Here is a 25,790-nt window from a genome sequence, read left to right on the forward strand (position 1 = left end):
CGCGGCCCGCGCCAGCGGCGGCAAGGCCAGCTCAGGCGTCGTCCTGCCCGCCTTGCGGCCCGGCCCGCGGCGGTTCCCCGGTGCGCGCCAGCGCGCGCTCCTGCCACCCCGGCGGTACCACGAACCCGCGCGAGCATTCGCGCCACCAGCCCGGCGCCTGCGGGCCGGCCGGTTCCAGTTCGCACAGCATCACCGGCGACTCGCGGCGCCAGCCGTGGTCATGGCGCGGATCGGCAAAGCGCTGCGCCAGCATTGCTTGCAGCGCGCCGGCGTCGGCCGTGCCGGAATCGGGCACCAGCGCCCCCGACAGCCACCCGGTACGCGGCAGGCGGCACCAGCGCATGCCCGGGCGTGCAGCGGCGCGCGCGGCCCAGGTATCGAGCGTGGACCACCAGCCGTGCAAGTGGTCCGGTGCAATGCCCAGTGTCTCCAGCCCGGCCGGCACCTGGCCGTCGCGATAGAACAGCCAGCCCAGCAGGTAGACCTCGCTGCGGTCCACGGTATGGCCCAGCGCGGCCCGCGCCTCGGCGGTATGTCCCAGCGGCAGCTGGCGATGCACGATATGGCCGAGCTTGTCGCCGAGGCGGTCGACCAGGTTCGGGCCGACGAAATCCTGCGCCCGCGGCGGTTGGTGGCCGCCCGCCGCCATCAGGTAGAACTTGGCCGCCATCTCCCAGTGGACCACCGCGCCCGAGGCCAGGTCGCGCCAGACGAAATCCAGTTCGCCCAGCGTGCGCACGCCGTGCTTGCCGGCACGCCGCACCGGCACGTTGGCCGCCAGCAGCGACAGCCCCTGCATATGCCGCAAGGCAAAATGCAGCAGCCGCTCGGCATGCCGGCCCAGGCGCAGGCTGCGGTTGGCGGGGTCGTGGTCGGCATCGGCGGGGAACGCGGCGTGGCCGTCGGCCAGTTCGTCGATGGTGGCGGGCAGCGTGGCGGGATCGGCGCCTTCGAGCCAGTGCTGCCAGGCCTCGCGGGTGCCGGCCGGCCAGCGCGCCAGCGCGGCGCCTGGCACCACGCCCAGCAGCGGCGGCGACAGCGTGGTCCAGGCCAGGTCGCGCGCGCGTGCCGACGCGGCACGGCGCCACAGCGGCGCGCCCGACGGCCCAGGGCCGTCGCCGCCGCGGGTCAGGGAAAGATCAGGCCCCAGCTCCCGCACGGTCATGGACCTCCCGGGCCAGGCACAAGTCTTCCCAGGCGCGCGCCTTGTCGGTCAGGGTGCGCAGCAGATAGGCGGGGTGGTAGGTCACCACCACGGGGATGCCTTCGTACGCATGCACGGTGCCGCGCAGCTTGCCGATGGGCGTGGTGGTGCGCAGCAATGTCTGCGCCGCGAAGCGGCCCAGCACCACGATCACGCGGGGCCTGACCAGCGCAATCTGCCGGCGCAGGAAGGGCTCGCACTGCGCCACCTCTTCAGGCTCCGGGTTGCGGTTGCCGGGCGGGCGGCACTTGAGCACGTTGGCGATGAACACATTGCGCCCGCGCGCCAGCCCGAGCGCGCCAAGCATGTTGTCGAGCAGCTTGCCGGCCTGGCCGACGAACGGCTCGCCCTGCAGGTCTTCGTTCTCGCCGGGGGCTTCGCCGACCAGCATCCATTCCGCCTGGCGGTCACCCACGCCGAAGACGGTATGGGTGCGGGTCTGGCACAGCCCGCAGGCGGTGCAGCCGGCCACGGCGGCACCCAGCGCCGCCCAGTCCATGGTGGCGATGGCGGCTTCGCGGTCGGCCTGCACCGAGCCCGGCGCCGGCCCGGCGGGAACCAGCGAAGGTATGGCGGGGGCCGGGGCTTGAGGCTGCATCGCGCGCGCCGACACGGGCTCCGCGACATCGGCAATCACCGCCGCAACCGGTGCCACCGGAGCAGCCGTTACGGCTGCAGGCGCCTGCGCGACCGGCGCCGTGGCCATGGCGGGCACCGCCTCTGCCGGTGCGTCGTTGCGCTCGCGCGGGACCCATTCGGTGGCGATCCCCAGCACCTCGAGGAACTGCGCACGGCGGTTCATGCCTGCCCCTCCGTGCCTTCATTGGCGGCATCCTGCGCCGGCCAGGCGCGGCGCAGCACCAGCGCGTCTTCGCGCTTGCCGCCGGGCGCCGGGTAATAGCCCTTGCGGCGCCCGATCTCGGCAAACCCGGCCGCCTGGTACAGCGCGATCGCGCCGGTATTGGAGGGCCGCACTTCCAGCAGCATGGTGTGGATGCGGTGCGCGTGCGAGGTCGCCAGCACCACCGCGAGCATCAGCCGCCCCAACCCCTGGCGCTGGCGCTGCGGTTCGACGGTGATATTGAGCAGGTGCATTTCATCGACCACCGGCATCAGCACGGCGTAGGCCACCAGCGTGCCCGCCGGATCGCGCAGCGTCAGCCCCAGATGCCCGGACTTGACCGAGTTCTCGAAGTTGCCGCGGGTCCAGGGGTGGCTGTAGGCGCGGGCCTCGATGCCTGCTACCGCTTGCAGGTCCAGCGCAGTCATGCGCCCCAGCGACCAGCCGTCCGGCAGCACTGGCATCGCCGGTACCGCGGGCCAGTCATGGCGGTCTTCGAGGGGATAGGCGGCGCTCACGATGCCTTCCCCGGCTGGGCCGCGGTGCGCGCCGCCGCGACGGCTTCGCGTTCGGCGATGGTCTGCGCGACCTTGTCGCGCAGGTAGAGCGGCATGGCCTGGTCGGCGTCGATGGCCTCGCCGCGCGCCAGCGCGCGCAGCGCGATGGCTACCATCGGCTGCGCATGGGGCATCGCCTCGGGCAGCACGTGGGCGGCGCGGGCCAAGCCGGCCAGCCGCTCGCCGAACACCGTCGACGCATTGCCGGCCAGCCAGAACGCGCCATCGGGCAACGCCACGGTTTCCGGCGCGCTGACCTGCATCGGCGTGATTGCCGTCCACTCCTGCGCGGCGGCGTCCCAGCGGAACGACGCGGCATAGGCCTCATCCATGCGCGCATCGAGCGCCACCAGCACCGCGGTATCGTCCGGCAGCGCCGGCGTGGCGGCGCGGGCGCGCTCGGCACAGGTCATCAGGGTATTGACCGGCACCACCGGCAGCCCGGCGCCGAACGCCAGCCCCTGCGCCACGCCGCAGGCGGTGCGCAGGCCGGTGAACGAGCCCGGGCCGGCCCCAAAGGCAATGGCCGCGCAATCGGCCAGCGCGATGCCGGCCTCGGCCAGCAATTCCCCGGCGGCCGGCAGCACGCGCCCCGACGAGCGTGCGCCGGTGTGCTCATGGCGCACCAGGCACTCGATGCCGGCGCCTGCCGCGCGTCCGAGCGCGACCGAGCACCACTCCGTAGAAGTTTCAACAGCAAGAATCCAGGACATGGCGCGATTGTATCCGTTGGGCCCGGAATCGAGGGCTTCTTCGGTTTTATACGGACGGCGCGGCCGTGCGGGACGGCTATCATCGGGCTGCATTTTCGCAATCCAGACAGTCCACACGGAGGAATCCCATGAGCGACCTGCAGGCACGCTTCGAACAGGCCCAGATCGACGTCAAGCAACTGAGCGAGCGCCCCAGCAATATGTCCCTGCTGCGCCTGTACGCCCTGTTCAAGCAAGGCAGCGAAGGCGACGCCCACGGCGACAAGCCCGGCATGACCGATTTTGTCGGCCGCTACAAGTTTGAAGCGTGGGAAGCGCTGCGCGGCACCGCGCGCGAACAGGCGATGGAGCAATACATCACGCTGGTGGAGGAACTGCGCAGCGGCGCGGCCAGCTGAACGGTGGCGGGCCGGTGGCCTCAGGCCGCCGGCACCGGGCGCGGGCGGATCCGCCAGGCCGCCAGCATCGCGCTGGCAATCACCACGCCCACCGCCAGGAAGGTTTCGTCGAAGGCGCGGATGCGCGCCGCCTGGACTACAGTGTCGCCGGCCTGGCCCAGCAACGCGCCATGCTCGGCCAGGCGCCACTGCAACCCCACGCCCGCCAGGCTCACGCCGATGGCCCCGCCCAGCTGCCGCAGGAAGTTGATGCAGCTCGAACCCTGTGCGATCAGCGTGAAGTCCACGCCGCGCATCGCACCCAGCGTCAGCGATGGCAGGATGCAGCCCAGGCCGATCCGCCCCAGCACCGCCAGCGCCACCAGCACCAGGTACGGCGTCGCGCGCGAGCCTAGCGCCATCAGCAGGAACGACAGCGACAGCAGCGCCAGCCCGAACGACACCTGGATATGCGGCGGGATCCGGTGCGTGAAGCGCCCCGCCAGCGCAATCGTCAGCGCCAGCACCACGCCCGCCGGGAACAGCACCAGGCCCGCGCGCGACGGCGTGTATTCCAGTGCCATCTGCATATAGACCGGCAACAGGTAGGTCGAGCCGAACAGGCCCGCGCCATAGATGAAGGCCACCACCGCCCCCGCCGCGAACTGCCGGTAGCTGTAGAGCCGCATATTCATCAGCGGATACGCCGCGCGCAGCTGCCACATCACGAATGCCGCCAGCATCAGCACGCCGAAGCCCGACAGCGCCAGGCCCGCGGGCACGCTCTCGCGCATCTCCACCACGCCGTTGAGCAGGCTCACCGTGGCGATGCCGGCCAGGCCCAGCCCGCGCCAGTCCAGCGGCTGGCGCTCGCCCATCATGATCGAATCCACCGCCATGAAGCGGCGCGCCATCAGCACCGCGAGCAGCGTCAGCGGCACCACCACGAAGAAGATCGAGCGCCAGCCAAAGGCCTCGACCAGGAAGCCGCCCAGGCTGGGCCCCAGCGCCGGTGCCAGCACCACGCCGAAGCCGAACATGCTGATCGCCTTGCCCTGCTCGCGCTCTTCGAACACCCGCAGGATCAGGATATTGGGCAGCGGCTGCATGATGCCCGCGGCAACGCCCTCGGCGACGCGCATGGCGATCATCACGCCGTAGGTCGGCGAAAAGCCGCCCACCAGCCCGCCCGCGCCCAGCAGCAGCGACGCGCCCAGGAAGGTGCGCCGCAGCCCGTAGCGGTTCAGCAGCCAGGGCGTCAGCAGCATCGACATCGTCATCGCGATCATGAAGCTGGCGGCGACCCATTGCGCGCGCTCCTGTCCCAGCGCGAAATGCCGGCTCAGGTCCGGAATGGCCACATTGACGATGGTGGACGAGACGATCGACGAGATCGTGCCCAGCATCAGCGTCGCCAGCACCAGCCAGCGCAGCCGCTCGCCGTAACGCGCACGCAGCACCTGCCGGGTCGGCAGGCCCGACTGCTGGCCGGAACCTTCCGGCGTGGCGGGGCCCTCGCTCACCCCAGCCGCCCGGTGTCGGCGATCTCGCGGATCTTGCGGACGGTGTCGATGTCGGCCGCGTGGTAGGCCGACTTGACGATCTCGGCGTAGCGGTCATCGCCGCTGGCATCGACTGCCGGCATGGTGGTGTCGTAGATAAAGCGCAGCAGCAGCGCGCCCGGCCCCGGGGTCTCGATCGCCATGGTCAGCGTGCCGCCGGCATGCTCGGCCGTCGCCGCGGTTTCATAGCGCACCCGCCGGCGCGGCTCGTAGACCACGTGGTCCTCGATCGACGCTTCGCCGAAATGCAGCACGCGATCGATCCAGTTGTCGCCGCGCCCCACCACCTCGGCGCGGTCCAGGCCCAGCACGAACAGCTCGGGAGACTCGGCGCGCAGCACCAGGCCCTGCCACACCTGCTCGGCCGACAGCGGTTCCAGCTGCGGGTTGCCCGGATCATTGATCTCAACCAAGTGCTCAAAACGCAACTTCACTCTCCCATTTGCGGTAAGTCGATATTATGAAGTCTCGGCGTATTCGCGAGGCCTTTTTGTCGGCGCGCTGCAACATGATTGCGCCCCTGCCTTTCTGATCGGCTTAACGCCGCGGCGACTTGAGCCCTGCGCAAGCGCCGCGCCCGGCTGAAACATCACTCCTGACAGCAGGTGTCAGGAGACCCGGCGCACAATGCGGCCGCTTTCACACGGAACGCCGCAGGAGGCTGTGATGGAGTTGCTGATCAATATCGATGTCGACGAGCTGTCGCGCGGCATCGACTTCTACACGCAAGGGCTCGGCTTGCGGCTCAACCGCAAGCTGTTCGACGGCACCGTCGCCGAAATGCTGGGCGGCAATACCCCGATCTACCTGCTCGCCAAGCCCGCCGGCACACGCCCGACCACGCGCGCCGAAACCCGGCGGGATTATCGTCGCCACTGGACCCCGGTGCACCTCGATTTCGTCGTCGCTGACCTGGAGCCAGCCATCGAGCGCGCCCTCGAGGCCGGCGCGGAGATCGAGGACTGGCCACAGGAGTTCGCCTGGGGCCGGCAGGCGACGCTGTCGGACCCGTTCGGTCACGGGCTGTGTTTTATCGAGTGGAAGGGCCAGGGATACGGGGCGGTGGCCGACTGAGCCGATCGCCGCTGCGCCGGGGCAGGCGTGTTCGGAAGATTCGCCTGTTGCCGGCGCCACCGTGATGTCCCATTTCCATGCGGCGTCGTGCCTGCCTGTTTCATGGATGCCCGCGATGTTAAAAAGCATTTAATGCCGGCATGCCCGCATGGCTTGGATTCATAAGCTTATGAAAAATAAATAGACGCCAGAATCGTCTGCATCGCGCCGTTCTGACGCAATTGCGTTAATCTGTGCCTTCGCTCCGGACAGGTGCTCCCTGCCCTGCGCTAGCCTCTCACTTGCCACATCACCACAAGCTCTTCACCACTCTTATGCGCACGTCTTTCATCAAGCGTCTGGCGGCAACCGTGTCCGCCTTGGGTTTTATCGCCGCCGGCAGTGCCTCGGCCCAGGACCAGACCATTCGTGTCGGCACGGTCAGCGGGCCGGACGCCGAGGTCTGGCAGGTGGTGCAGAAGGTGGCCAAGCGCAATGGCCTGAACGTGAAGGTGGTCGAGTTCAACGACTACGTGCAGCCCAACGCCGCGCTCGACGCCGGCGACCTCGACGCCAACAGCTTCCAGCACCAGCCGTACCTGGACAGCCAGGTGAAGCAGCGCGGCTACAAGATGCAGAGCGTGGGCTACACCTATATTTCGCCGCTGGGGGTCTACGCGAAGAACCTGAAGTCGCCCAAGGACCTGCCGCAGGGCGCCAAGGTGGCGGTGCCCAACGATCCGTCCAATGAAAACCGCGCGCTGCTGTTGCTGCAGGCGCAAGGCGTGATCAAGCTGAAGGCTGGCGCCGGCACCAACGGTTCCAATGCCACGCCGCTGGACGTGGCCGAGAACCCGAAGAAGCTGAAGATCGTGGAACTGGACGCGGCGCAGCTGGCCCGCGCACTGCCCGATGTCGGCGCCGCCGTGATCAACACCAACTACGCGCTGGCCGCCGGCTTGCAGCCGACCAAGGACGCCATCGCGCTGGAAGACATCCACAGCCCGTACGCCAACATCATCGTGGTGCGCACCCAGGACAAGGACAAGCCGTGGGTCAAGAAGCTGGTGGCGGCGTACCAGTCCGAAGACGTACGCCAGTTCATGAAGGCGCAGTACAAGGGCGCAATGGTCCCCTCGTTCTGATTGCCTGGCGGTCGCCAGGGTTTTTCACACGGCGCCCGCGCAGGGGCTTGCAAATTCCGTCGCCTTCGGTAGAATTCGCGGCTCACCACCTGCCCAGGTGGCGGAATTGGTAGACGCACTAGGTTCAGGTCCTAGCGGTGGCAACACTGTGGAGGTTCGAGTCCTCTCCTGGGCACCACAATACTAAAAAGGGTCTGCGCACGCAGACCCTTTTTTCATTTCCGCACAGGAAGAAAAGCGCTTGAGCGCTTTTCGCGAGGACGAGAAGGGCTGCGCTTGCAAGCGCAGCCGGGGTCGCGCTTGCGTGACCGAGCCCTCTCCTGGGCACCAGAGTTACAGGCAAAAGGCCCGCACGCAAGTGCGGGCCTTTTGCTTTGTCGGACGTCTCCCTAGCGATCGCATACAGTACTCCTATCCAGGCCACGGCGTCGCCGTGCCACCGCCTGCTTCTTCACAACGGAGAACCACCGTGGGCAAACTGCAAGAGCGTCGCCGTTTTCTGGGAGCCGCGGTGGGCGGCCTGCTTGTTCCTGCGCTGCCGGCATGCGGCGGCGGCGACGACAAACCGCCCACGCCCACGCCGCCCGAGCCGGTTCCCCCGGCACAGATCACCCAGGCCATCGCCCAGCTCGACAAGCTCGCGGCAGACCTGATGGCAAGCTCCCGCGTGCCCGGCATGGCGGTCGCGGTGGTGCGCGGCAATCAGACCGTTTACGCCAAAGGCTTCGGGCGCCGGCTGGTGACCGACCCCGCGCCGGTCGATGCCGATACCGTGTTCCAACTGGCCTCGGTGTCGAAGTCCCTCGGCGCCACCGTGGTGGCCCGACAGGTCGGCCGCGGCGGCATCGGCTGGGATACGCCGGTGCGCACGCACCTGCCATGGTTCGCGCTTGCCGATGCCGAGGCCTCAGCGGCGGTCACCATTGGCGATCTTTACTGCCACCGTTCCGGTCTGCCGGACCACGCCGGCGACCGCCTCGAGGACATGGGCTATGACCGCCAGCAAGTGCTGACACGCCTGCGCTTCCTGCCGCTGCATCCGTTCCGCGCGGTCTACGCGTACACCAACTTCGGCATGACCGCCGCCGCCGAAGCCGTTGCCGCCGCGGCGGGCATCGACTGGGCCACGCTGTCGGAACAGGCGCTCTACCAGCCGCTGGGCATGACGCGCACCAGTTCGCGTTACGCCGACTTTGCCGCGCGCGACAACCGCGCGGTGGGCCATGTCCGGGTCAACGGCGACTGGGTGCAGGGGGCGGGCCGGATGCCGGATGCGCAATCGCCCGCGGGCGGCGTCAGTGCGTCGGTGAACGACATGGCGAAATGGCTGGCGATGGTGCTCGGCAAAGGCGAGTTCGCGGGACAAAGGGTGGTCGACGCCGCCGCGCTGGCGCCGGCGCTAAGCCCGCAGATGCAGAGCAATCCGCCCGCCGGGGGCCGCCCTGCCGGCTACTATGGCTATGGCTTCAACGTCGGCACGACCGAACTGGGCCTGACCTCGCTTAGCCACTCAGGCGCCTTCGCCGTGGGCACCGCCACCAGCTTCACGGCGGTGCCGGAAGTCAACCTGGCCATCGTGACGCTGACCAACGGCCAGCCCATCGGCGTGCCGGAAGCCCTGAACGCACAGTTCTTCGACCTGGTGCAGTACGGCGCCATCCGCCGCGACTGGGGCAAGCTCTACGGCGATGCGCTGGCGTCGCTGCTGGCGCCGGAAGGCCGGCTGGTGGGGCAACCGCGCCCGGCCAATCCCCTGCCGGCGCGCGCGCTGTCGGCCTACACCGGCATCTACCGCAACGATTACTACGGTCCGCTGCAGGTCGTCGACCAGGGCGGCACGCTGGTGATGACGCTGGGCGGCGCGCCGCTGGTGGTGCCGCTGAGCCACTGGGACGGCGATGTGTTCACCTTCACGCTTGACAATGAAAACGCCATGCCGGGCACGATCTCGCAGGCCGCATTTTCCAGCGACCGCGTGTGGCTGGAGTTTTACGACCACGAAGGACTGGGCATCTTCGTCCGCTAGCCCGTTCGGGGGAAAGAACACCGGGCCACGCTGGCCGCGCGGCGCGCGGCTGGCTAAGGCTTCCATCCCGGCAGCGTCGCGGCCTGCCTGATCCAGTGCGCCACCAGGGCCTCGTCGAAGGCCTCGCCCTCGTGGATATGGAAATAGCGTGTGTCCTTGTCCCTGGACTCGACCGGCGGCACCGGGTCCAGCGACATGCCGCGGAAAAACGCCACCTTGATGTATCTTGTCATGCAATGGAAGCTGAGAAACCAGCCCTGCCCCGCCCTGCCATAGAACGGCGAGTTCCAGCGCACCGCCTTGCTCACATCGGGCACGTTGCGCTCGACCAGTGCGTCAAGGCGGCGGCCTGCGTCCTGCTTCCAGCCCGGCAGCGCCGCCAGGTAGGCTTGCACCGGCGCGTTGCCATCGCCTTTCGGAATCTGCGGATTGCCGCCTGCCAGCAGCACCGGCTTGCCGGTGGCAGGCCGGCTGACGGCTTTCTGCGGGGCCTTGCGTGCCCCCCTTGCCGGGGTCCTGGGCGTGCTGTGGGCCATGGCTGAACTCCGCTGGTTGACGGGCGGCGGCGAGACCTCGCTCCGCGGCTATGATAAGCCGGCCAGCCAGAACCTTGAGGAACGAGCATCGATGAATCCGTCTGAACAGATCGACCAGCTGATCGCGGGATTGACCGACTGGCGCGGCCAGACCCTGGCCACGCTGCGCAAGACCATCCTCGCGGCCGACCGCGGCATCGTCGAGGAATGGAAATGGATGGGCAGCCCGGTATGGTCGCGCGATGGCATGATTGCCGTCGCCAACGCGCACAAGGGCAAGGTGAAAATCACCTTTACCAACGGGGCCAGCCTGCCCGATCCGGACCGCCTCTTCAACGCCGGCCTGGGCGGCAACAAATGGCGGGCGATCGACCTGGCCGAGGGCGACAAGATCGACGCAGGCGCGTTGAAGAACCTGGTCCGCGCCGCCATCGCCTTCAACCAGGACAAGTCAAAGAAAAAGGCGCCGGCGCCGAAGCGGGCGAAAGCCAGCCAGCAAGACAACGCATAACGCCGGGGGCTCAGCCGGCGGCCCGCGGCGGCCCGAACCGTTCCGCATAGATCCCCGCCACCCAGTCGACAAACACCCGCACGCGCGGCGCCAGCTGCCGGTGGAACGGGTACAGCGCCGACACCGGCAGATCCGGGCAGGGCCAGGCTTCCAGCACCGGCACCAGCCGCCCCGCGCGCAGATGCGCGTCGACGCGGAAGCGCGGCACCTGGATCAGGCCGCAGCCGGCCAGCGCCGCACTGGTATAGCACTCGGCATCGCTTACTGAAATCCAGCCGCTGGCCCTGAACGCCCGCACCTCGCCATCGACGGTCAGCGTGAACGGATAGCGGTTGTCATGGTTGCGCGAAAAGAAGCCCACGCCGACATGATCGGCCAGCTCGGACGGATGCCGCGGCGTGCCGTGCGCCGCCAGGTAGGCGGGGCTGGCGCACAGCACCTCGGGCATATCCGCCAGGCGCCTGGCCACCAGCGACGAATCGCGCGGCCGGCCGGCGCGCACCACGCAATCGATGCCCTCTCCGATCAGGTCGACCAGGCGGTCGCCGCTGCTGACCACCAGGTCGATATGCGGGTAGCGCGCGCGGAACTCGCCGATGCGCGGCAGGATGATCAGCGTGGCATGCGTGCCGTGCAGGTCCAGCCGCAGCGTGCCGCGCGGGTCGGCCACCTGGGTGCTGAGCGAGGTTTCGGCGTCTTCCAGCGCTTGCAGCACGCGCTTGCCGCGCTCATAGAAGGCCTGCCCGTCCAGCGTCGGACGCACCTGCCGCGTGGTGCGCTCCAGCAGCCGGGCACCGACGCGCGCCTCGAGTTCCTTGATCGCATGCGTGGCCGTGGCGCGCGGCATATCCAGCGCGCTGGCGGCACGGGTAAAAGAGCCCAGTTCCACGATCCGGGTGAAGAGTTGCAGCGCGTCGAAGCGGTCCATGCGGGGGCGGCCTGTGATAGGAAAACGGTCACCCGGGATTGGAATCAGCTTCGCACCCTGCGTCAAGCCACAGCGGCTTTGGGCGCGAGCAAAACCGCCAGGCATTGATTTTGCTGGCCTATATTTCAATAGTCATTTTCCGCCGCGCCGCGCTCGCGATCGGGCCGGCGCCGCAATGTGACGATAATGAAATCTGCTCAGCACCCCGGAGGTGGATCATGAGCGCCGTGCCCGAGCAGGTGGCCGACAGCACTCCGCCCCCAGGCAAAGGCCCCGCCACGTCGACCCGGCACGTCTGGACCCGCTATTGGGTGATCGCCAAACCTTACTGGGTCTCGCAGGACCGCTGGAAGGCCGCCGGCCTGCTGCTGGTGCTGGTCCTGCTGCTGCTGGGCCAGACCCAGGCGGAGGTGCTGATCAACGAGCAGACCGGCGAATTCACCTCGGCGCTGGCGGCGCGCGACGCCGACCGTTTCTGGGCCTCGATCCGCAGCTGCCTGTATATCCTGATCGTCGCCATCCCCGTCTACGCGGTCTACTACTACATCCGCAACAAGCTGGGCCTGCTGTGGCGGCGCTGGATGACCCATCATTACCTGGATGGATATTTCAAGAACCGCATTTTCTACAAGCTCAATGCGGATCCTGCCATCGACAATCCGGACCAGCGCATCTCCGAGGATATCAACACGTTCACGCGGCAGTCGCTGTTCTTCCTGTCGATCGGCATCGGCGCGCTGCTGCAGCTGATTGCGTTCAGCGCGGTGCTGTGGCTGATCTCGAGGGAGCTGGTCTATTTCCTGGTGGTCTACGCCATCGCCGGCACCTTTGTCTCGATCGTGTTCTTCGGGCGCGTGCTGATCGGCCTGAACTTCTACCAGCTCAAGCGCGAGGCCGATTTCCGCTTCAGCCTGATCCGGGTGCGCGAAAACGCCGAATCGATTGCGTTCTATCGCGGCGAGCCGCAAGAGTCCGCCCATGTCCGTGGCCGCTTCGGCAAGGCCTTCCAGAACTTCGACCGGCTCATCAAGTGGCAGCTGGGGCTGAACATGTTCCAGTATGGCTATGGCTTCCTGACTATCCTGCTGCCCAGCGCCATCGTGGCCGCGCGCGTGCTGGACGGCGAGCTCGAAGTCGGCAGCGCCATCCGCGCCGCGGGCGCCTTCGCCGCCGTGCTGAATGCGCTGACCGTAATCGTCGACAACTTTGAAGACCTGAGCCGGTTCGTGGCCGGGCTGGACCGGCTGGATACGTTCTCCAGCACGCTGACCGGGAAAAAGGCGGGCGGGCCGCGCGCGACAGACACCATAGAATCCCGCCAGGAGGCGCGGCTAGCGCTGGAGCATGTCACGCTGCAGACCCCCAACCAGGAGCGCACGCTGGTCACGGACCTCAGCGTGTCGATCGACCCGGGCCAAGGCCTGCTGATCGTCGGCGCCAGCGGCGGCGGCAAGAGTTCGCTGATGCGCGCCATCGCGGGGCTGTGGAACAGCGGCACGGGCCGCATCCTGCGGCCGGTTCCCCAGGACATGCTGTTTCTGCCGCAGCATCCGTACATGGTGGTCGGCAGCCTGCGCAGCCAGCTGCTCTACCCCAACCACATTGGCCGGCAGATCCCAGACGACGAGCTGCTGCGGTTGCTGGATACCGTCAACCTGCGCGACATCGCCGGCCGCTTCGGCGGGCTGGACACGGAAGTGGACTGGAGCAAGGTGCTGTCCCTTGGCGAGCAGCAGCGGCTGACCATCGCGCGCGTGCTGCTGGCCAGGCCGCGCTATGTGATGCTGGACGAGGCCACCAGTGCTCTCGACATCAGCAACGAAGAAGCCCTGTACCAGTTGCTGGACGGCTTGCAGGCCACGCTGGTCAGCGTCAGCCACCGGCCCACGCTGCTGAAGTATCACCACCAGGTGCTGGAACTGCCCGGCGACGGCACGTGGCGGCTGCATCCGGCAAGGGATTATCGGTTTGGCTGGTGATGGCCGGGATGCAAGCGCCAGCACGCGCCCCGCAGGCGTTGCGCTATGCTGAAAGGATTCCCATGCGACGCGCTTACCGGAGATCGACCATGCGCCATCACCTGTCCGTCTGGCTGGCCGCCACCGCGGCAGCCCTGCTGTGCGCCTGCGCCACCCTGCAGCCCGTGCAAACCGCGCAGAAGATGCTCGGCAGCCCGCAGAGCGCGGTACGCGACACCTTCGGCGCGCCGTCCGAAACCTATGCGCTGGCAAATGGCGCCAGCCGCTGGATCTATTCCAAGCAGCCGTTGGGCTTCGAGGTCTACGCCGCCGACTTCGACGCCGGCGGCAAGCTGACCAGCTTCCGGCAGATGCTCACCGAGAAGGAAATCTACGCCGCCCGTCCAGGCGTGTGGACCAAGCAGGACGTGGCCGAGCACTTCGGCAAGCCGCGCGAGCCGGTCGAGTACTACCCGATGATGAAACGCGAGGCCTGGTCGTACCGGCTCTACGCCGGCGCGTATCAGCCGGCGCACTTCAGCGCGTACTTTGACGAACGTGGCGTGCTCGACCGCACCATGATCATTGTCGATGCGATCGGCGGGGACGCGCGCGACGGCAGCAAATAGGCAGCGCTGCCTGGCAAGGTCAATCGGCCGTGATCTTCCCCGCCTCGATGACCTTTTTCCACCGGGCGAACTCCGACGCCTGGAACGCTGTGAACTGTTCCGGCGTATTGGCGACGATCTCAAAACCGACATCGAGCAATTTCGCCTTGACTGCCGCGTCATTGAGCGCGTCCACGGTGGCGGCATGCAGCTTCGCCCGGATATCCGCGGGAAGGCCTTTGGGCGCCGCCACCGCTTGCCAGGAATAGACCGTCACACCCTTGATGCCGGACTCGTCCATGGTTGGCACGTCGGGCAGGATCGGCGATCGCCTGGTGCTCGTAATCGCGAGCGCGCGCAGCTTGCCTGCCCGGATATGCGGGACCGCGGTATTGATGTTCATGAAGGTGGCGTCGACCTGTCCGCCAAGCAGGTCATTCATCGCCGGCGCGCCGCCCTTGTACGGGATGTGGATGCCGGTGGTGCCGGTTTGCTGCCAGAACAATGCCGCGGTGAGGTGGTCGCTGGTGCCGTTTCCCGCGGACGCGAACGTCATCTTGTCGGGATTGGCCTTTTCGTAGGCGATGACATCCTGCAGGGTCTTGAAGCGTGAACTGGCCGGCACCGCCAGCACGTTCGGTGCCTGCACCGCGACACTGATGTAGTCGAAATCCTTGAGCGGATCATAGCCCGCATTCTTCGACAGATGCGGGCCAATCACGAACGGGCCCAGCGACGAGACGAAGACGGTATAGCCATCGGCCGGCGCGCGTTTGACGGCAGCCGCACCGATCATGCCGGCCGCCCCCGGGCGGTTGTCGACCACGAAACTGCCACCGAATTGCGCCTGGAATTTTGCGCTCAGGATCCGCGCGACATTGTCGGTCGAACCGCCCGCCGGGAAGGGAACCACCAGCGTGACGGGCTTCTCGGGCCACGCCGCCTGCGCGCCGGCCATGGCTACGGTCAGCAGCACGGATGCAATCCGCTTTTTCATGTTCTGTCTCCTTTGTCTTGGGTACGGCGGGGTAGGTCAGGCGCGATCGCCGAATTCGGCCTGGTGTCGCGTCCAGGCGCGGGCCTGCTCGCTGATGCTCAGGCCCAGGCCCGGCCTGGTCGGCACGATGATCCGGCCGTCGCGGATCTCCAGCCGCTCGTTGAACAGCGGCTCCAGCCAGTCGAAATGTTCCACCCACGGCTCGCGCGGATAGGCCGCGGCAAGATGCACATGCAACTCCATCGCGAAGTGCGGTGCGATCATCAGGCCCGCATGCTCGGCCAGCGCCGCAACCTTGAGGAACGGGGTGATGCCGCCCACCCGCGGCGCATCGGGCATCAGGTAATCGGCGGCGCGGTGGCGGATCAGGTCCCAGTGTTCGGCCGCGCTGGTCAGCATCTCGCCGGTCGCGATCGGGGTATCGAACTGGGTCGCGAGCGCGGCATGGCCTTCATGGTCATAGGCGTCGAGCGGCTCCTCGATCCAGACCAGGTTGAACGATTCGAAGGTGCGGCACATGCGCTGCGCCGTGGGGCGATCCCACTGCTGGTTGGCGTCGACCATCAGCGGCACCGCATCCCCCAGGTGCTCGCGCACCGCGGCCACCCGCCTGATGTCGAGCGCCCCGTCGGGCTGGCCTACCTTCAGCTTGATGCCGCCGATGCCGCGCGCCACCGACGCCGCCGCATTGACCCGCAACTGGTCCAGCGGCGTGTGCAGAAAGCCGCCGGAGGTGTTGTAGCAGCGCACGGCGTCCCGGTGGGCACCCAGCAGCTTTGCCAGCGACAGGCCGGCCCGCCGGGCCTTGAGGTCCCACAGTGCCACATCGAAGGCGCCGATCGCCTGGGTCGACAATCCGCTGCGTCCCACCGACGCGCCGGCCCAGCAGAGCTTGTCCCACAGCCTGGCAATGTCATTGGGGTCCTCGCCGATCAACGCCGGCGCAATTTCACTGGCATGCGCGAACTGCCCGGGACCGCCGGCGCGCTTGGCGTAGCTGAAGCCAACGCCCTCCTGGCCCTGCGCGGTCCGGATCTCGGCAAAGAGAATGGCGACCTCGGTCATCGGCTTCTGCCGGCCGGTCAGCACCTTGGCATCGCTGATCGGTGTGGCCAGCGGCAGGTAACACGACGAGAGCCGGATCCAGGCGATGGCATCGGCGGATGGGGTACTGGCAGTTGTCATGGCATATCCAGAAGGAAAAGAAGGGTCTCGACGGCGTCCCGCCCCATCACATGGTAACGTTGTCATTTTTCGACGAGCAAGATTGATATAATCGATCCGTCATAAGTCATTCCGCCGTTACCGAGCCTGTTCAGGCGATCATGCCACGGTTGCTTTGGGGGAATGAACGGATGGTAACGTTGTCATTTTAAGCGGTCAATGATTCCGAGCGATGTTGACCCTAGCGATTTACCCTGAGCCAGAACCCCGGATGACGAATACCAACCTGCCGAAATCCGTGACCTTGCATGACGTGGCACGCGAAGCCGGTGTCTCACTGATCACCGCCTCGCGCGCGCTCAGCAATCCCGGCATGGTGTCCGAGAAGACCATCGCGCGGGTGCAGCAAGCCGTGGCCGCGACCGGCTACATCCCCAACCTGCTCGCCGGCGGACTGAAGTCGAAGCGAAGCCTGATGGTGGCCGCACTGGTGCCGAATATCGCGGTGGCGCAGTTCCTGCCCACGGTCAAGGCACTGACCGATGCGCTGGACGCGGCCGGCTACCAGTTGATCCTGGGACAGACCGGCTATGACCACGCGCGGGAAGAAGCCTTGCTGGGCACGATGATCAGCCGCCGCCCGGACGGCATCGTGGTAACCGGGCTGGTCCACTCGCAGGCCGCCCGCGAGCGCTTGCGCCGCGCGGGGATTCCGGTGGTCGAAACCTGGGATCTCAGTGACCGCCCTGTCGACATGAGCGTGGGCTTTTCGCACGTGAAAGTCGGCAGTTCCATTGCCGGCTACTTCCTTGGCAAGGGCTGGCGTCACCTGGGCATTGCCACCGGCGACGATCACCGCGCCTCCGTGCGCCGCGAGGGCTTTGTCTCGACGGTGGGGCATGACGTGCCGACCGTGGTCGTGCCGGCCCCGAGCAGCCTGGCTCTCGGACGCCAGGCGCTGGCCAGGCTGCTGGAGCAGGATCCGCGCATCCGGGCCATCTACTGCAGCTCCGACCAGCTCGCGCAAGGCGTCATGGTCGAGGCGCTTGCGCGCGGCTTGCGCATTCCCGGGGATCTCGCCATCTGTGGCTTCGGCGATGCCGATTTCGCGGCGCACCTGAATCCGTCGCTGACGACGGTGCACGTGGATGGCGCCGCCATCGGCGCCCTGGCGGCGCGCCTGCTGCTCGACCGTTGCCAGGGCAAGGCCGTTTCCCAGCCCGTTATCGACGTCGGCTTTCGCATCATCGAACGGGAATCGACTTGAGGCATCGCGGGGAACGTTGCCGTTCCGTGGCGGGAGAAAAGCCTTGCCTGCGCTGGCGCTGGTCAGCCCTTCCCTGCCGGCCCCGCTACCGCGACACCGGGCTTGCGCAGCATTTTCTCGACCTCGCCCGCATGCAGTTCCTCCAGCTGGATGCATTGCCGCGCATACTCTTCGAGCGCCACGGAGCGGCCCTCGACCAGGGCCAGCAGTTCGCGGTACAGCGCGAGCGCCTGCTGTTCCGTGGCCAGCGATTCACGCAGGATCGCGCCGATATCGGTGGTATGGGCGTCCAGCAGTTCGCCGATGCCCAGCGAAGGATAGGCGCCGAGGGTGGTAATCCATTCCCCCGCCTGGTGCGCGTGCAGCAGCGACTCGCTGGCCTGCTCGCGCAGCCATGACACGATGGGAATGCGGCCGAAGCCAAAGATCAGGAACGAATAGTGCGTGTAGCGCACCACCCCGGCGAGCTCGGCCTCGAGTATCTGGTTGAGCACGCCGACGACCTTATCCTGTTCGATGTCCGTCATGGCAGTACCTCCGTGGGATGCAGTTCGACGGCACGCCCGCACCGGGGCGGCAAGGGCTGCGCACCCGCGCCTTCAGCGGTACACCAGTACGGGCACCCGGCAATGGGTGAGCACCTTCTGCGTTTCGCTGCCCACCAGCAAGGCGTCCAGGCCCCTGCGGCCGTGCGACGCCATGAAGATCACATCACACCCGTGCCGCTCCGCGGCATCGATGATGCCCTTGTAGGGAACGGTTGCCGTCATGTCCGTGGCGCAGGTCACGCCTGCCGCCTTGGCCGCGGCGACCACCTCCTCAAGCCGGGCCCTCGCCCGCTCGGCTTCCTGCTCCTCGAAAGCCTTGCGCCTGGGATGGCCGGCATCGCCCGACGCCACGTAGGGATATTCCTCCATGCACGTATAGGCGGTCAGCCTGGCGCCGGCTTTGACAAAGCCGATGGCCGCCTCCATTGCCATTCTTGAAAGTTCTGAGCCGTCGGTGGCCAGCAAGATGTGCTTGAACACGATTTCCCTCCGTCCGCGGTGGTCCCTGGCGGGGTGAGGCGGTCCGCCGGTCAAGCTTCAGTATGGACAAGAATCCGGCTTGCGGAAGCAACGCAACCATGACCAGCGGCTGGCACTTGCGCCGTGCCGCTCCCGGAAACGGCTTTCCGGGAGCAGGCAAAGGCCGGTGCCGACCCTCTTACTGCATGTGCTGCCCGCCGTTGATGGCGATATTGGAACCGGTCACATAGGCTGCGTCCTCGGAGCACAGGTAGGCAATCAGCGCGGCCACCTCCTCCGGCTTGCCGACGCGGCCCACCGGGATCTGCGGCAGGATCTTGCTCTCCATGATGTCTTTGGGCACGGCATTGACCATCTTGGTAGCCAGGTAGCCCGGCGAAACCGTATTGACCGTCACGCCCTTGCGCGCCACTTCCAGCGCCAGCGATTTGGTGAAGCCGTGCATGCCGGCCTTGGCCGCGGCGTAGTTGGTCTGGCCGAACGCACCCTTGGAGGCGTTGACCGACGAGATATTGATGATGCGGCCCCAGCCGCGCTCGACCATGCCTTCGCAAAGCGGCTTGGTGAGGTTGAACACCGAATCGAGGTTGGTGCGCATCACTGCATCCCAGTTCGGCTTGTCCATCTTCTTGAAAGCCATGTCGCGCGTAATGCCGGCATTGTTCACCAGGATGTCGACGTGGCCGACGTCGGCCAGGATCTGCGCCGCGCAGGCCTGGCAAGCGTCATAGTCGGCTACGTCGACCGCATAGGCGCGCATCTCGCGGCCGCCGGCGGCCATCGCGGCGAGCCAGGCCTGCGCGTTGGCATTGCCCGGCGTGTGGGTCACCACCACGGCATGGCCGGCGTCGTGCAGCCGGATGCTGATGGCTTCGCCCAGTCCACCCATGCCACCTGTTACCAGTGCGATTCTCTTTGTCATGCTGATTGCGTCGTTGTCGTAAGTTGAAAGACCCCTGCCATGCAGGAAAAAAGCATTCCCCCGGTAGTTCCGGGAAAGCTCCCGCCGCCGTGGCGCAGGCAAAGCGCGGCCATGCCGGGCCGGACCATGCCGGTCCCGGTGCGCAGTTTGGGCGGGAAGGTGGGTGTCGCGGTGCCGCAGGCCGGGAAACGCGGGGGTCCCGGCCTGCACGCCTGCGATCTGTGTTTAGCGCTGGCGGCGCTTGCGGAGCCAGCGTCGCGCCGTTACGCCTTGGCGGCGCGCGGCGAAGCGTTGGCAGCCGTGCCCGACGCGGCTGCGGCGCTCCTGGCAAAGTTGGCCTTGGCGACTTCAGCGGTCTGCTTGGCTGCGTCCTGGAGCGATTGATAGGTGGTGCTGGCCGCGGCGACGCCGGATTGCAGCAGCGCGGTCAGCGCTTCCGAACCGGCCGGCGCGTTCTGCACGAAGCTATCGACGAACACCTGCATATTGCGATTGTGCTGAGCGTACTGGGCCTCGACGGCCTTGCTCAGCTCCGCTTGCGTATTCGAGGCGATTTCGTAGACGTGGCGCGCATACGCTACCGCCTTCTCGGCGGCCGGCTGGGCCAGGTTGCCCTGGGCCGCGAACACTTCGCGCAAGTCCTTGCCGGCCAGCACTGCCTCGACGTTTTCCTGGCCTTCGACAAGCGTGCTCCTGAGGGCCTGCAGGTTCAGCTCGGTCAGCTTCTGGAAGCCTTCAAACGCCGTGTTCGTGAGCGCGAACAAATGGCTCAGGTTGGACTTCTGCGCTGCAGCAAACTGGTCAGGCGTAAAAGGTGACATGCAGATCTCCTGTGGATGGATCGGACGGGATGGCGCGCCAGCGCTGGCTCGCGAGCACGGAGCCAAGCCCTGCCCGGCCCGCGCGGCGAATCTTGCAGCGCACCATCGAGAACGCATCCTAGAGTCTTTCTTCTAATTCAAGCGCTAGGGATAAACCCAAAAAGTATTGAAGAAATGACAAATAAAAGTGCAGAAAGCGTTACTAAAGTTACAACTACTTACGCTGTCTTGCTGCACTGCATGACAGATGTAAGGCCGGCTTAACGTGCCCCCGTAGAAAGGCAACGCAAAAAAAACCGCAGCCAAAGCTGCGGTTTCTTTACCACTGGCGCCGGCTTGGCGCTCAGACTTCCTCGTACAGCGGCAGCGTCAGGAACTCGGCAAAGTCCTCCGACGTCGACATCTGCTCGAAAATTTCGGCGGCACGGTCGTACGTGCTGGTATCGCCGCCGACCAGTTGCTTGACCTTGGCCAGCTCTTCCGGAATCAGCTTGCGCACCAGTTCGGCCGTGACCTTGGTGCCGTCTTCCAGCTTGCCCTTGGGCGAGCGGATCCACTGCCACACCTGCGAGCGCGAGATCTCGGCGGTGGCGGCATCTTCCATCAGGTTGTGGATCGGCACGCAGCCATTGCCGGCCAGCCAGGCGCCCAGGTAGTGGATGCCGACGTTGATGTTCATGCGCAGGCCATGCTCGGTGATCGGCGTTTCCGGCTGGAAGTTCAGCAGGTCGGCGCCCTTCACTTGCACGTCCGGACGTTGCTTGCCGAACTGGTTCGGCTGGTCGCCCAGCACCGCCATGAATTCCTTCATGGCCGGCTCGACCAGGCCCGGGTGGGCCACCCAGCCGCCGTCATAGCCGTCGGTGGCGTCGCGGCGCTTGTCGCTGATGATGCCTTCCATGGCGATGGCGTTCTTCTCCGGATCGTTCTTGATCGGGATCAGTGCGCTCATGCCGCCGATGGCGGGCGCGCCGCGGTGGTGGCAGGTCTTGAGCAGCAGCAGCGCATACGAGCGCATGAACGGTGCGGTCATGGTGACCTTGGCGCGGTCGGCCAGGCAGAAGTCCTTGTCGTTCTTGAACTTCTTGATGCACGAGAAGATGTAGTCCCAGCGGCCGGCATTCAGGCCAGCGCTGTGCTCGCGCAGCTCATACAGGATTTCATCCATCTCGAACGCCGCCAGGATCGTTTCGATCAGCACGGTGGCCTTGATGGTGCCCTGCGGCAGGCCGATTTCGTTCTGCGCCATCACGAAGATGTCGTTCCACAGGCGCGCTTCCAGATGGCTTTCCATCTTCGGCAGGTAGAAGAACGGGCCGGCGCCGCGCGCGATCTGTTCCTTGGCGTTGTGGAACAGGAACAGCGCAAAGTCAAAGATGCCGCCCGAGACGCGCTTGCCGTCGATGGTGACGTGCTTCTCGTCCAGGTGCCAGCCGCGCGGACGCACCTGCAGCGTGGCGATCTTGTCGTTCAGCTTGTATTGCTTGCCCTTGGATTCCAGGCTCAGCGTGCGGCGCACGGCGGCCTTCAGGTTGACCTGGCCCTGCATCTGGTTGTGCCAGTTGGGGGTGTTGGAATCCTCGAAGTCGGTCATGTAGCTGTCAGCGCCCGAGTTGAAGGCGTTGATCACCATCTTGGCTTCGACCGGGCCGGTGATTTCCACGCGGCGGCATTCCAGCGCCTTGGGCACCGGGGCAACCTTCCAGTCGCCTTCGCGGATGCTCTTGGTTTCCGGCAGGAAGTCGGGCACCTCGCCGGCGTCCAGGCGCTTGGCGCGCTCGACGCGCGCGGCCAGCAGTTCCTGACGGCGCGGCTCGAAGGCGCGGTGCAGCTTGTCTACCAGGGCCAGGGCTTCCGGCGTGAGGATATCTTCGTAGGCCGGCAGGACTTCGCCGGTAATCTTCATGCCCGCGGGCAGCGTGATAGCCATCAGTGTTCTCCTGTTAAACGATAGCGATAGCGTTGGTTGTGGGGCGCCCTGCTATGCCGCCACGCCATGGGCGCGGACGAATTCGAGCAGGTCGTTCATGTCGTGCCCGGTGCCGGCGGGGGCGACATCGAGCCGCTCCGCCGGGTGGCCGGCACGGTTGATCCAGAAAGTGGTGTAGCCATACCAGGTGGCGCCGCAGGCGTCCCAGCCGTTGGACGAGACGAACAGCATCTCCCGGGCCTCCAGGCCGAAGGCCAGGGGCCCCAGCGCATAGGCCGCCGGCGCGGTCTTGTACTGGCGCACCGCATCGACCGACAGCACATGGTCGAACAGCCCGTGCATGCCCGCGCTCTTGACCGAGATGTCGAGCATCTCGGCATTGCCGTTGGAGAGGATGCCCAGCGGCAGCCCTGCCTTGCGCAAGCGCCTGAGCGCGCCCAGGTTTTCAGGGAAGGCCGACAGGCACGCGTACTCCTTGAGCAGCTGCGCTTCGTTGGCCTCGTCCAGCGCCAGGCCCAGGCGCTCGGCGGCGTAGCGCAGCGCGTCCACGGTGATGGCCCAGAACGGCTTGTAGTGCGCGCCGTCGGGCGCGGCCATGGTGCGGATGCGCGTGTAGTCGATCTGGCGCTCGCGCCACAGCAGCGCCAGCGCCTCGCCGCGGCCGGGGAACAGCTGCTCCGCGCGCGCGGTCACGGAGTACACGTCGAACAGCGTGCCATAGGCATCGAAGACGACGGCGCGGATCTTGTTCATAAGGGCCTGGGCAAGCTGCGACGGTATGGGCGACTGGATGGATAAGGGCCAGACCACAGCTGCGTGGCTCTGTACACCATTGAATGCATCAAATTGTAGGGAGACGCTGCAATGCGGCAAAGTGGCCGTCGGTCACTTGATCTTTTACTTTTACACAACTAATCTTGGCTCACTAAAACGAAACTCCGCACCAAATCCTCTTCTTTGGCGTGCGAAGGCCCGGCACGGCACCCAGTGCGTGGCCAACGCGCCACACCGCGCCCCTCCCGCGCATATCAGGCGAAACCTTTGTGGACCATTTCAAACAACTGGAGACTTTTGTATCCGTCGCCTCGCGCGGCAGCCTGTCCGCCGCCGCCGCGGCCGAGGGCGTAGCGCCCGCGATCATCGGCCGGCGCATCGATGCGCTCGAAGAGCGCCTGGGCGTCAAGCTGCTGGTACGGACCACCCGAAAGATCAGCCTGACCTTCGAGGGCTCGGCGTTCCTGGAAGATTGCCAGCGCATCCTCAACGACCTGCACAACGCCGAGGCCAGCGTCTCGGCGGGCGGGGTCAAGGCCAGCGGGCACCTGCGCGTGACCGCCCCGGCAGGCTATGGCCGCAAGCACGTGGCGCCGCTGGTGCCGCTGTTCATCGAGTCGCACCCCGACGTGTCGATCACGCTCGACCTGTCCGACCGCGTGGTCGACCTGGTCAACGAAGGCTTCGACTGCGCCATCCGCCTGGGCGACCTGCCCGATTCCAGCCTGGTGTCGATCCGGCTTGCCGAAACCCGCCGCGTGGTGGTGGCCGCGCCGGAATACCTGGCGCGCGCCGGGCGCCCGAAGACGCCGGAGGACCTGCAGCGCCATAACTGCCTGGCCTTCGGCGCCAGCGCCAATATGCAGCGCGGCTGGGTGTTCCAGGAAGAAGGCCGGGCCGTGACCGTGAAGGTGGGCGGCACCATGGAATGCAGCGACGGCGCGGTGCTGCACGAGTGGTGCCTGCAAGGCAACGGACTGGCCTGGCGCTCCTGGTGGGAAGTCGGCAGCGAAATCGCCAGCGGACGGCTGGTCACGGTGCTGGACGAGTTCCAGGCGCCGCCGATCGGCATCCATGCGGTGTTTCCGCAGCGCAAGCACCTGCCGCTGCGGGTGCGGCTCTTTATCGACCACCTGAAGAACACCTACGGCAACCCGTCCTACTGGCGGCGCGCCGAGCAGGCCGCTGCGCTGCCCGTGGCCGAGGTGCTGGCGGACTGAACCGCGGGGCGCACACGGTGCCGGGACACCTTGATCGCCATTGACATTACGCAATGACCTTCTCGGCACACTGACTACAATGGATTCGAGACAGGCGTTTCCCGGCGCCCCGGCGCTGCCGCCGATCAACGGGTCGCCGCCCTGCCCCGATCCCTAGTCAGCAAAGGAGCCCCGCATGTTCCAACATATCCTGCTTCCCACCGACGGTTCGGAACTCTCCAAGAAAGCCATCAACGGCGGACTGGAGCTCGCCAAGGCCATCGGCGCCCGCGTCACGGCCTATGTCTGCCTGGAGGAATACCCGTACACGCCGTTCAGCGAGATCGTGGTCGAGGCCCCACAGGCGTTCAAGGACCGCATCGAGAACCAGGCCAAGCTGTATCTGAAGGAAGTCGAGAACCTCGCCATGGCGGCCGGCGTGACCTTCGACACCGACATGTCGACCTTTGCCGTTCCTTACCTGGGCATCATCGATGCCGCCGAGCGCCATGGCTGCGACGTGATCTTCATGGCCTCGCACGGCCGGCGCGGGCTGTCCGGCCTGCTGCTTGGCAGCGAGACGCAGAAGGTGCTGACGCATACCGACATTCCGGTGATCGTCTATCGCTGAACGCCGGCGCGCCGCGCGCCAAAGCAAAACCGCCCGCACCGGCATGGCCGGTACGGGCGGTTTTTTTTTGCGCAGGCTGCTTACGAAGCCTTGCTGATGCGCTGCTCGATATGCTTGGCGCGATCTTCCGAGCCGGGGTGCGACGAGAACATGCTGGACTTGCCGCCGTCGAGCTTGGCCAGCTTCTGGAAGGCCGTGACCAGGCCCTTGGTGTTGGCCTTGTTCTTGGTCAGCAGGTCGAACGAGTAGTCATCCGCCGCGCTTTCCTGCGACTGCGAGAACTGCGCATTGATCAGCTTTTCGCCCAGCTCGCCCAGTTGCGACTGCGACAACGCCGCCACCGCGCCATTGCCGGCCGCCGCCGCCGCGCCGCGTGCCGCGGTGGCGGTGTAGGCCACCTGCATGGCCTTCTTGGTGTGGCCCAGCGCCACGTGGCCCAGCTCGTGGCCCAGCACGCCGCGCACTTCGTCGTCGGTCATCATGTCCATCAGGCCGCTGTAGACGCGCACGCAGCCGTTGGCCATGGCCCAGGCGTTGACGTCCTTGGTCATGTAGACCTTGGCATTGACATTGGGCACGTCGCTGTTCTTCAGCCCGCTCATGATCTTGACCAGGCGCTTGCTGTAGGTGGTATTGGCAGCGGCGATCTTGTTGGTCTTGTCCGATTCCGCGCAAGCCTGGTCCGACAGGCTCTTGACGTCGGCGTCAGACAGCGTGGCAGCCTTGGCCAGCGAGGTGCCGGCGCTGAGCATGCCGTCGACATTGGTGGGCATGCCGCCGGAACAGCCGGCCAGCAGTGCCGCCGCGACGGCGCAGGAAGCGAGCGAGAGAGTTGCTTTCATGATGTTGTTCTGGGTGAAGTGGCTCGGAGTGCCGATAAAGGCCCCGGCACTTTAAGCCATCTCTCCGCGCGAGGGAATCACCCAAACGCTGCAAGCCGCCAAAAATGACAATTTGTTGCATTTGGACAATCTTCCAGATCTCAGGCAAAAAAAAATCGCGCCGTCCCAGAGAGAGAGAACGGCGCGTCGCCTAAAA

27 protein-coding genes and 1 tRNA gene are annotated in these 25,790 nt (G+C 66.5%); 11 read left to right on the forward strand and 17 right to left on the reverse strand.

What is annotated here, in order from left to right:
• Positions 1–31: 31 nt before the first annotated feature.
• The 4 genes from ACOCMH_RS25825 to tsaB are packed head-to-tail and all read right to left on the reverse strand — an operon-like array spanning position 32 to position 3,315.
• Complete coding sequence (locus ACOCMH_RS25825) at positions 32–1,165, reverse strand: DUF1853 family protein (RefSeq protein WP_427309875.1); 1,134 nt, start codon at positions 1,163–1,165, stop codon at positions 32–34.
• Positions 1,140–2,006, reverse strand: coding sequence for a uracil-DNA glycosylase (locus ACOCMH_RS25830; protein WP_427309877.1), 867 nt, complete (start codon positions 2,004–2,006; stop codon positions 1,140–1,142). The genes ACOCMH_RS25825 and ACOCMH_RS25830 overlap by 26 nt, the downstream gene beginning before the upstream one ends.
• Positions 2,003–2,563 (reverse strand): ribosomal protein S18-alanine N-acetyltransferase, encoded by a 561-nt coding sequence (gene rimI, locus ACOCMH_RS25835; RefSeq protein WP_171517216.1) that lies wholly within the window; start codon positions 2,561–2,563, stop codon positions 2,003–2,005. Before rimI ends, ACOCMH_RS25830 begins: the two co-directional genes overlap by 4 nt.
• Positions 2,560–3,315 carry a tRNA (adenosine(37)-N6)-threonylcarbamoyltransferase complex dimerization subunit type 1 TsaB gene (gene tsaB / locus ACOCMH_RS25840; RefSeq protein WP_427309879.1) on the reverse strand — a complete coding sequence of 252 codons (756 nt, stop codon included), beginning with the start codon at positions 3,313–3,315 and terminating at the stop codon, positions 2,560–2,562. Before tsaB ends, rimI begins: the two co-directional genes overlap by 4 nt.
• A gap of 128 nt (positions 3,316–3,443) precedes the next feature.
• Here tsaB and ACOCMH_RS25845 point away from each other — a divergent pair, with 128 nt between their 5' ends.
• Entirely contained in the window at positions 3,444–3,713 is a 270-nt protein-coding gene (locus ACOCMH_RS25845) for an acyl-CoA-binding protein (RefSeq protein WP_427309881.1), read from the forward strand.
• A 20-nt stretch (positions 3,714–3,733) separates the two neighbouring features.
• Here ACOCMH_RS25845 and ACOCMH_RS25850 read toward each other — a convergent pair whose 3' ends face one another.
• Both ACOCMH_RS25850 and ACOCMH_RS25855 read right to left on the reverse strand, forming a co-directional pair.
• Positions 3,734–5,215 carry a DHA2 family efflux MFS transporter permease subunit gene (locus ACOCMH_RS25850; RefSeq protein WP_427309883.1) on the reverse strand — a complete coding sequence of 494 codons (1,482 nt, stop codon included), beginning with the start codon at positions 5,213–5,215 and terminating at the stop codon, positions 3,734–3,736.
• Positions 5,212–5,682: an SRPBCC family protein gene (locus tag ACOCMH_RS25855; RefSeq protein ID WP_427313368.1), complete on the reverse strand. Its 471-nt coding sequence runs from the start codon at positions 5,680–5,682 to the stop codon at positions 5,212–5,214. The genes ACOCMH_RS25850 and ACOCMH_RS25855 overlap by 4 nt, the downstream gene beginning before the upstream one ends.
• 238 nt (positions 5,683–5,920) lie before the next feature.
• Here ACOCMH_RS25855 and ACOCMH_RS25860 point away from each other — a divergent pair, with 238 nt between their 5' ends.
• The 4 genes from ACOCMH_RS25860 (at position 5,921) to ACOCMH_RS25875 (ending at position 9,478) form a co-directional block, all read left to right on the forward strand.
• Positions 5,921–6,328 (forward strand): VOC family protein, encoded by a 408-nt coding sequence (locus ACOCMH_RS25860; RefSeq protein WP_427309885.1) that lies wholly within the window; start codon positions 5,921–5,923, stop codon positions 6,326–6,328.
• Positions 6,329–6,642: 314 nt separating this feature from the next.
• Positions 6,643–7,452, forward strand: coding sequence for a MetQ/NlpA family ABC transporter substrate-binding protein (locus ACOCMH_RS25865; protein WP_427309887.1), 810 nt, complete (start codon positions 6,643–6,645; stop codon positions 7,450–7,452).
• Between the two features lie 91 nt (positions 7,453–7,543).
• Positions 7,544–7,630: transfer RNA gene (locus ACOCMH_RS25870), tRNA-Leu, on the forward strand.
• A 291-nt stretch (positions 7,631–7,921) separates the two neighbouring features.
• On the forward strand, positions 7,922–9,478 hold the full coding sequence (locus ACOCMH_RS25875) for a serine hydrolase (protein WP_427309889.1): 1,557 nt from the start codon (positions 7,922–7,924) through the stop codon (positions 9,476–9,478).
• A 53-nt stretch (positions 9,479–9,531) separates the two neighbouring features.
• Here the strand turns inward: ACOCMH_RS25875 and ACOCMH_RS25880 are convergent, their stop codons facing one another.
• Positions 9,532–10,014 carry a DUF1801 domain-containing protein gene (locus tag ACOCMH_RS25880; RefSeq protein WP_427309891.1) on the reverse strand — a complete coding sequence of 161 codons (483 nt, stop codon included), beginning with the start codon at positions 10,012–10,014 and terminating at the stop codon, positions 9,532–9,534.
• Positions 10,015–10,105: 91 nt separating this feature from the next.
• Here ACOCMH_RS25880 and ACOCMH_RS25885 point away from each other — a divergent pair, with 91 nt between their 5' ends.
• Positions 10,106–10,525, forward strand: a complete 420-nt coding sequence (locus ACOCMH_RS25885) for a DUF1801 domain-containing protein (protein WP_427313369.1) — start codon at positions 10,106–10,108, stop codon at positions 10,523–10,525.
• Between the two features lie 10 nt (positions 10,526–10,535).
• Here the strand turns inward: ACOCMH_RS25885 and ACOCMH_RS25890 are convergent, their stop codons facing one another.
• Positions 10,536–11,453 carry a LysR family transcriptional regulator gene (locus ACOCMH_RS25890; protein WP_427309892.1) on the reverse strand — a complete coding sequence of 306 codons (918 nt, stop codon included), beginning with the start codon at positions 11,451–11,453 and terminating at the stop codon, positions 10,536–10,538.
• 218 nt (positions 11,454–11,671) lie between these two features.
• On the opposite strand from ACOCMH_RS25890, the gene ACOCMH_RS25895 reads away from it, so the two are divergent.
• Together ACOCMH_RS25895 and ACOCMH_RS25900 are read left to right on the forward strand one after the other, a co-directional pair.
• The gene (locus ACOCMH_RS25895) at positions 11,672–13,432 is read left to right on the forward strand and encodes an ABC transporter ATP-binding protein/permease (RefSeq protein ID WP_427309894.1); all 1,761 of its coding nucleotides are present in this window, start codon (positions 11,672–11,674) and stop codon (positions 13,430–13,432) included.
• An 89-nt stretch (positions 13,433–13,521) separates the two neighbouring features.
• Positions 13,522–14,040, forward strand: a complete 519-nt coding sequence (locus tag ACOCMH_RS25900) for a hypothetical protein (RefSeq protein ID WP_427309895.1) — start codon at positions 13,522–13,524, stop codon at positions 14,038–14,040.
• 19 nt (positions 14,041–14,059) lie between these two features.
• Here ACOCMH_RS25900 and ACOCMH_RS25905 read toward each other — a convergent pair whose 3' ends face one another.
• Positions 14,060–15,016 (reverse strand): Bug family tripartite tricarboxylate transporter substrate binding protein, encoded by a 957-nt coding sequence (locus ACOCMH_RS25905; RefSeq protein WP_427309897.1) that lies wholly within the window; start codon positions 15,014–15,016, stop codon positions 14,060–14,062.
• 36 nt (positions 15,017–15,052) lie between these two features.
• Complete coding sequence (locus ACOCMH_RS25910) at positions 15,053–16,201, reverse strand: L-talarate/galactarate dehydratase (RefSeq protein ID WP_427309899.1); 1,149 nt, start codon at positions 16,199–16,201, stop codon at positions 15,053–15,055.
• A gap of 250 nt (positions 16,202–16,451) precedes the next feature.
• Here ACOCMH_RS25910 and ACOCMH_RS25915 point away from each other — a divergent pair, with 250 nt between their 5' ends.
• Entirely contained in the window at positions 16,452–17,447 is a 996-nt protein-coding gene (locus ACOCMH_RS25915; RefSeq protein WP_427309901.1) for a LacI family DNA-binding transcriptional regulator, read from the forward strand.
• A 62-nt stretch (positions 17,448–17,509) separates the two neighbouring features.
• Here ACOCMH_RS25915 and ACOCMH_RS25920 read toward each other — a convergent pair whose 3' ends face one another.
• The 6 genes from ACOCMH_RS25920 to ACOCMH_RS25945 form a co-directional block, all read right to left on the reverse strand.
• The gene (locus ACOCMH_RS25920; RefSeq protein ID WP_427309903.1) at positions 17,510–17,974 is read right to left on the reverse strand and encodes a ferritin-like domain-containing protein; all 465 of its coding nucleotides are present in this window, start codon (positions 17,972–17,974) and stop codon (positions 17,510–17,512) included.
• A 72-nt stretch (positions 17,975–18,046) separates the two neighbouring features.
• Positions 18,047–18,475, reverse strand: a complete 429-nt coding sequence (locus tag ACOCMH_RS25925) for a universal stress protein (protein WP_427309905.1) — start codon at positions 18,473–18,475, stop codon at positions 18,047–18,049.
• A 178-nt stretch (positions 18,476–18,653) separates the two neighbouring features.
• Entirely contained in the window at positions 18,654–19,397 is a 744-nt protein-coding gene (gene phbB / locus ACOCMH_RS25930; protein ID WP_427309907.1) for an acetoacetyl-CoA reductase, read from the reverse strand.
• Positions 19,398–19,660: 263 nt separating this feature from the next.
• Positions 19,661–20,218, reverse strand: a complete 558-nt coding sequence (gene phaP3 / locus ACOCMH_RS25935; protein WP_427309909.1) for a TIGR01841 family phasin PhaP3 — start codon at positions 20,216–20,218, stop codon at positions 19,661–19,663.
• Between the two features lie 343 nt (positions 20,219–20,561).
• Entirely contained in the window at positions 20,562–22,148 is a 1,587-nt protein-coding gene (gene aceB, locus ACOCMH_RS25940) for a malate synthase A (protein WP_427309910.1), read from the reverse strand.
• Between the two features lie 51 nt (positions 22,149–22,199).
• Positions 22,200–22,901 carry a haloacid dehalogenase type II gene (locus ACOCMH_RS25945; protein WP_427309911.1) on the reverse strand — a complete coding sequence of 234 codons (702 nt, stop codon included), beginning with the start codon at positions 22,899–22,901 and terminating at the stop codon, positions 22,200–22,202.
• A 290-nt stretch (positions 22,902–23,191) separates the two neighbouring features.
• On the opposite strand from ACOCMH_RS25945, the gene ACOCMH_RS25950 reads away from it, so the two are divergent.
• Both ACOCMH_RS25950 and ACOCMH_RS25955 read left to right on the forward strand, forming a co-directional pair.
• Positions 23,192–24,142 (forward strand): LysR substrate-binding domain-containing protein, encoded by a 951-nt coding sequence (locus ACOCMH_RS25950; protein ID WP_171516831.1) that lies wholly within the window; start codon positions 23,192–23,194, stop codon positions 24,140–24,142.
• A 175-nt stretch (positions 24,143–24,317) separates the two neighbouring features.
• Positions 24,318–24,752 (forward strand): universal stress protein, encoded by a 435-nt coding sequence (locus ACOCMH_RS25955; RefSeq protein WP_171516832.1) that lies wholly within the window; start codon positions 24,318–24,320, stop codon positions 24,750–24,752.
• Between the two features lie 80 nt (positions 24,753–24,832).
• On the opposite strand, the gene ACOCMH_RS25960 is transcribed toward ACOCMH_RS25955, so the two are convergent.
• A complete protein-coding gene (locus ACOCMH_RS25960; protein ID WP_427309914.1) occupies positions 24,833–25,594 on the reverse strand; it encodes a M48 family metalloprotease in 762 nt (253 codons plus the stop codon).
• Between the last annotated feature and the right edge of the window lie 196 nt (positions 25,595–25,790).

Source organism: Cupriavidus sp. H39 (genome assembly GCF_050271075.1).
Taxonomy (GTDB): Bacteria; Pseudomonadota; Gammaproteobacteria; order Burkholderiales; family Burkholderiaceae; genus Cupriavidus; species Cupriavidus necator_B.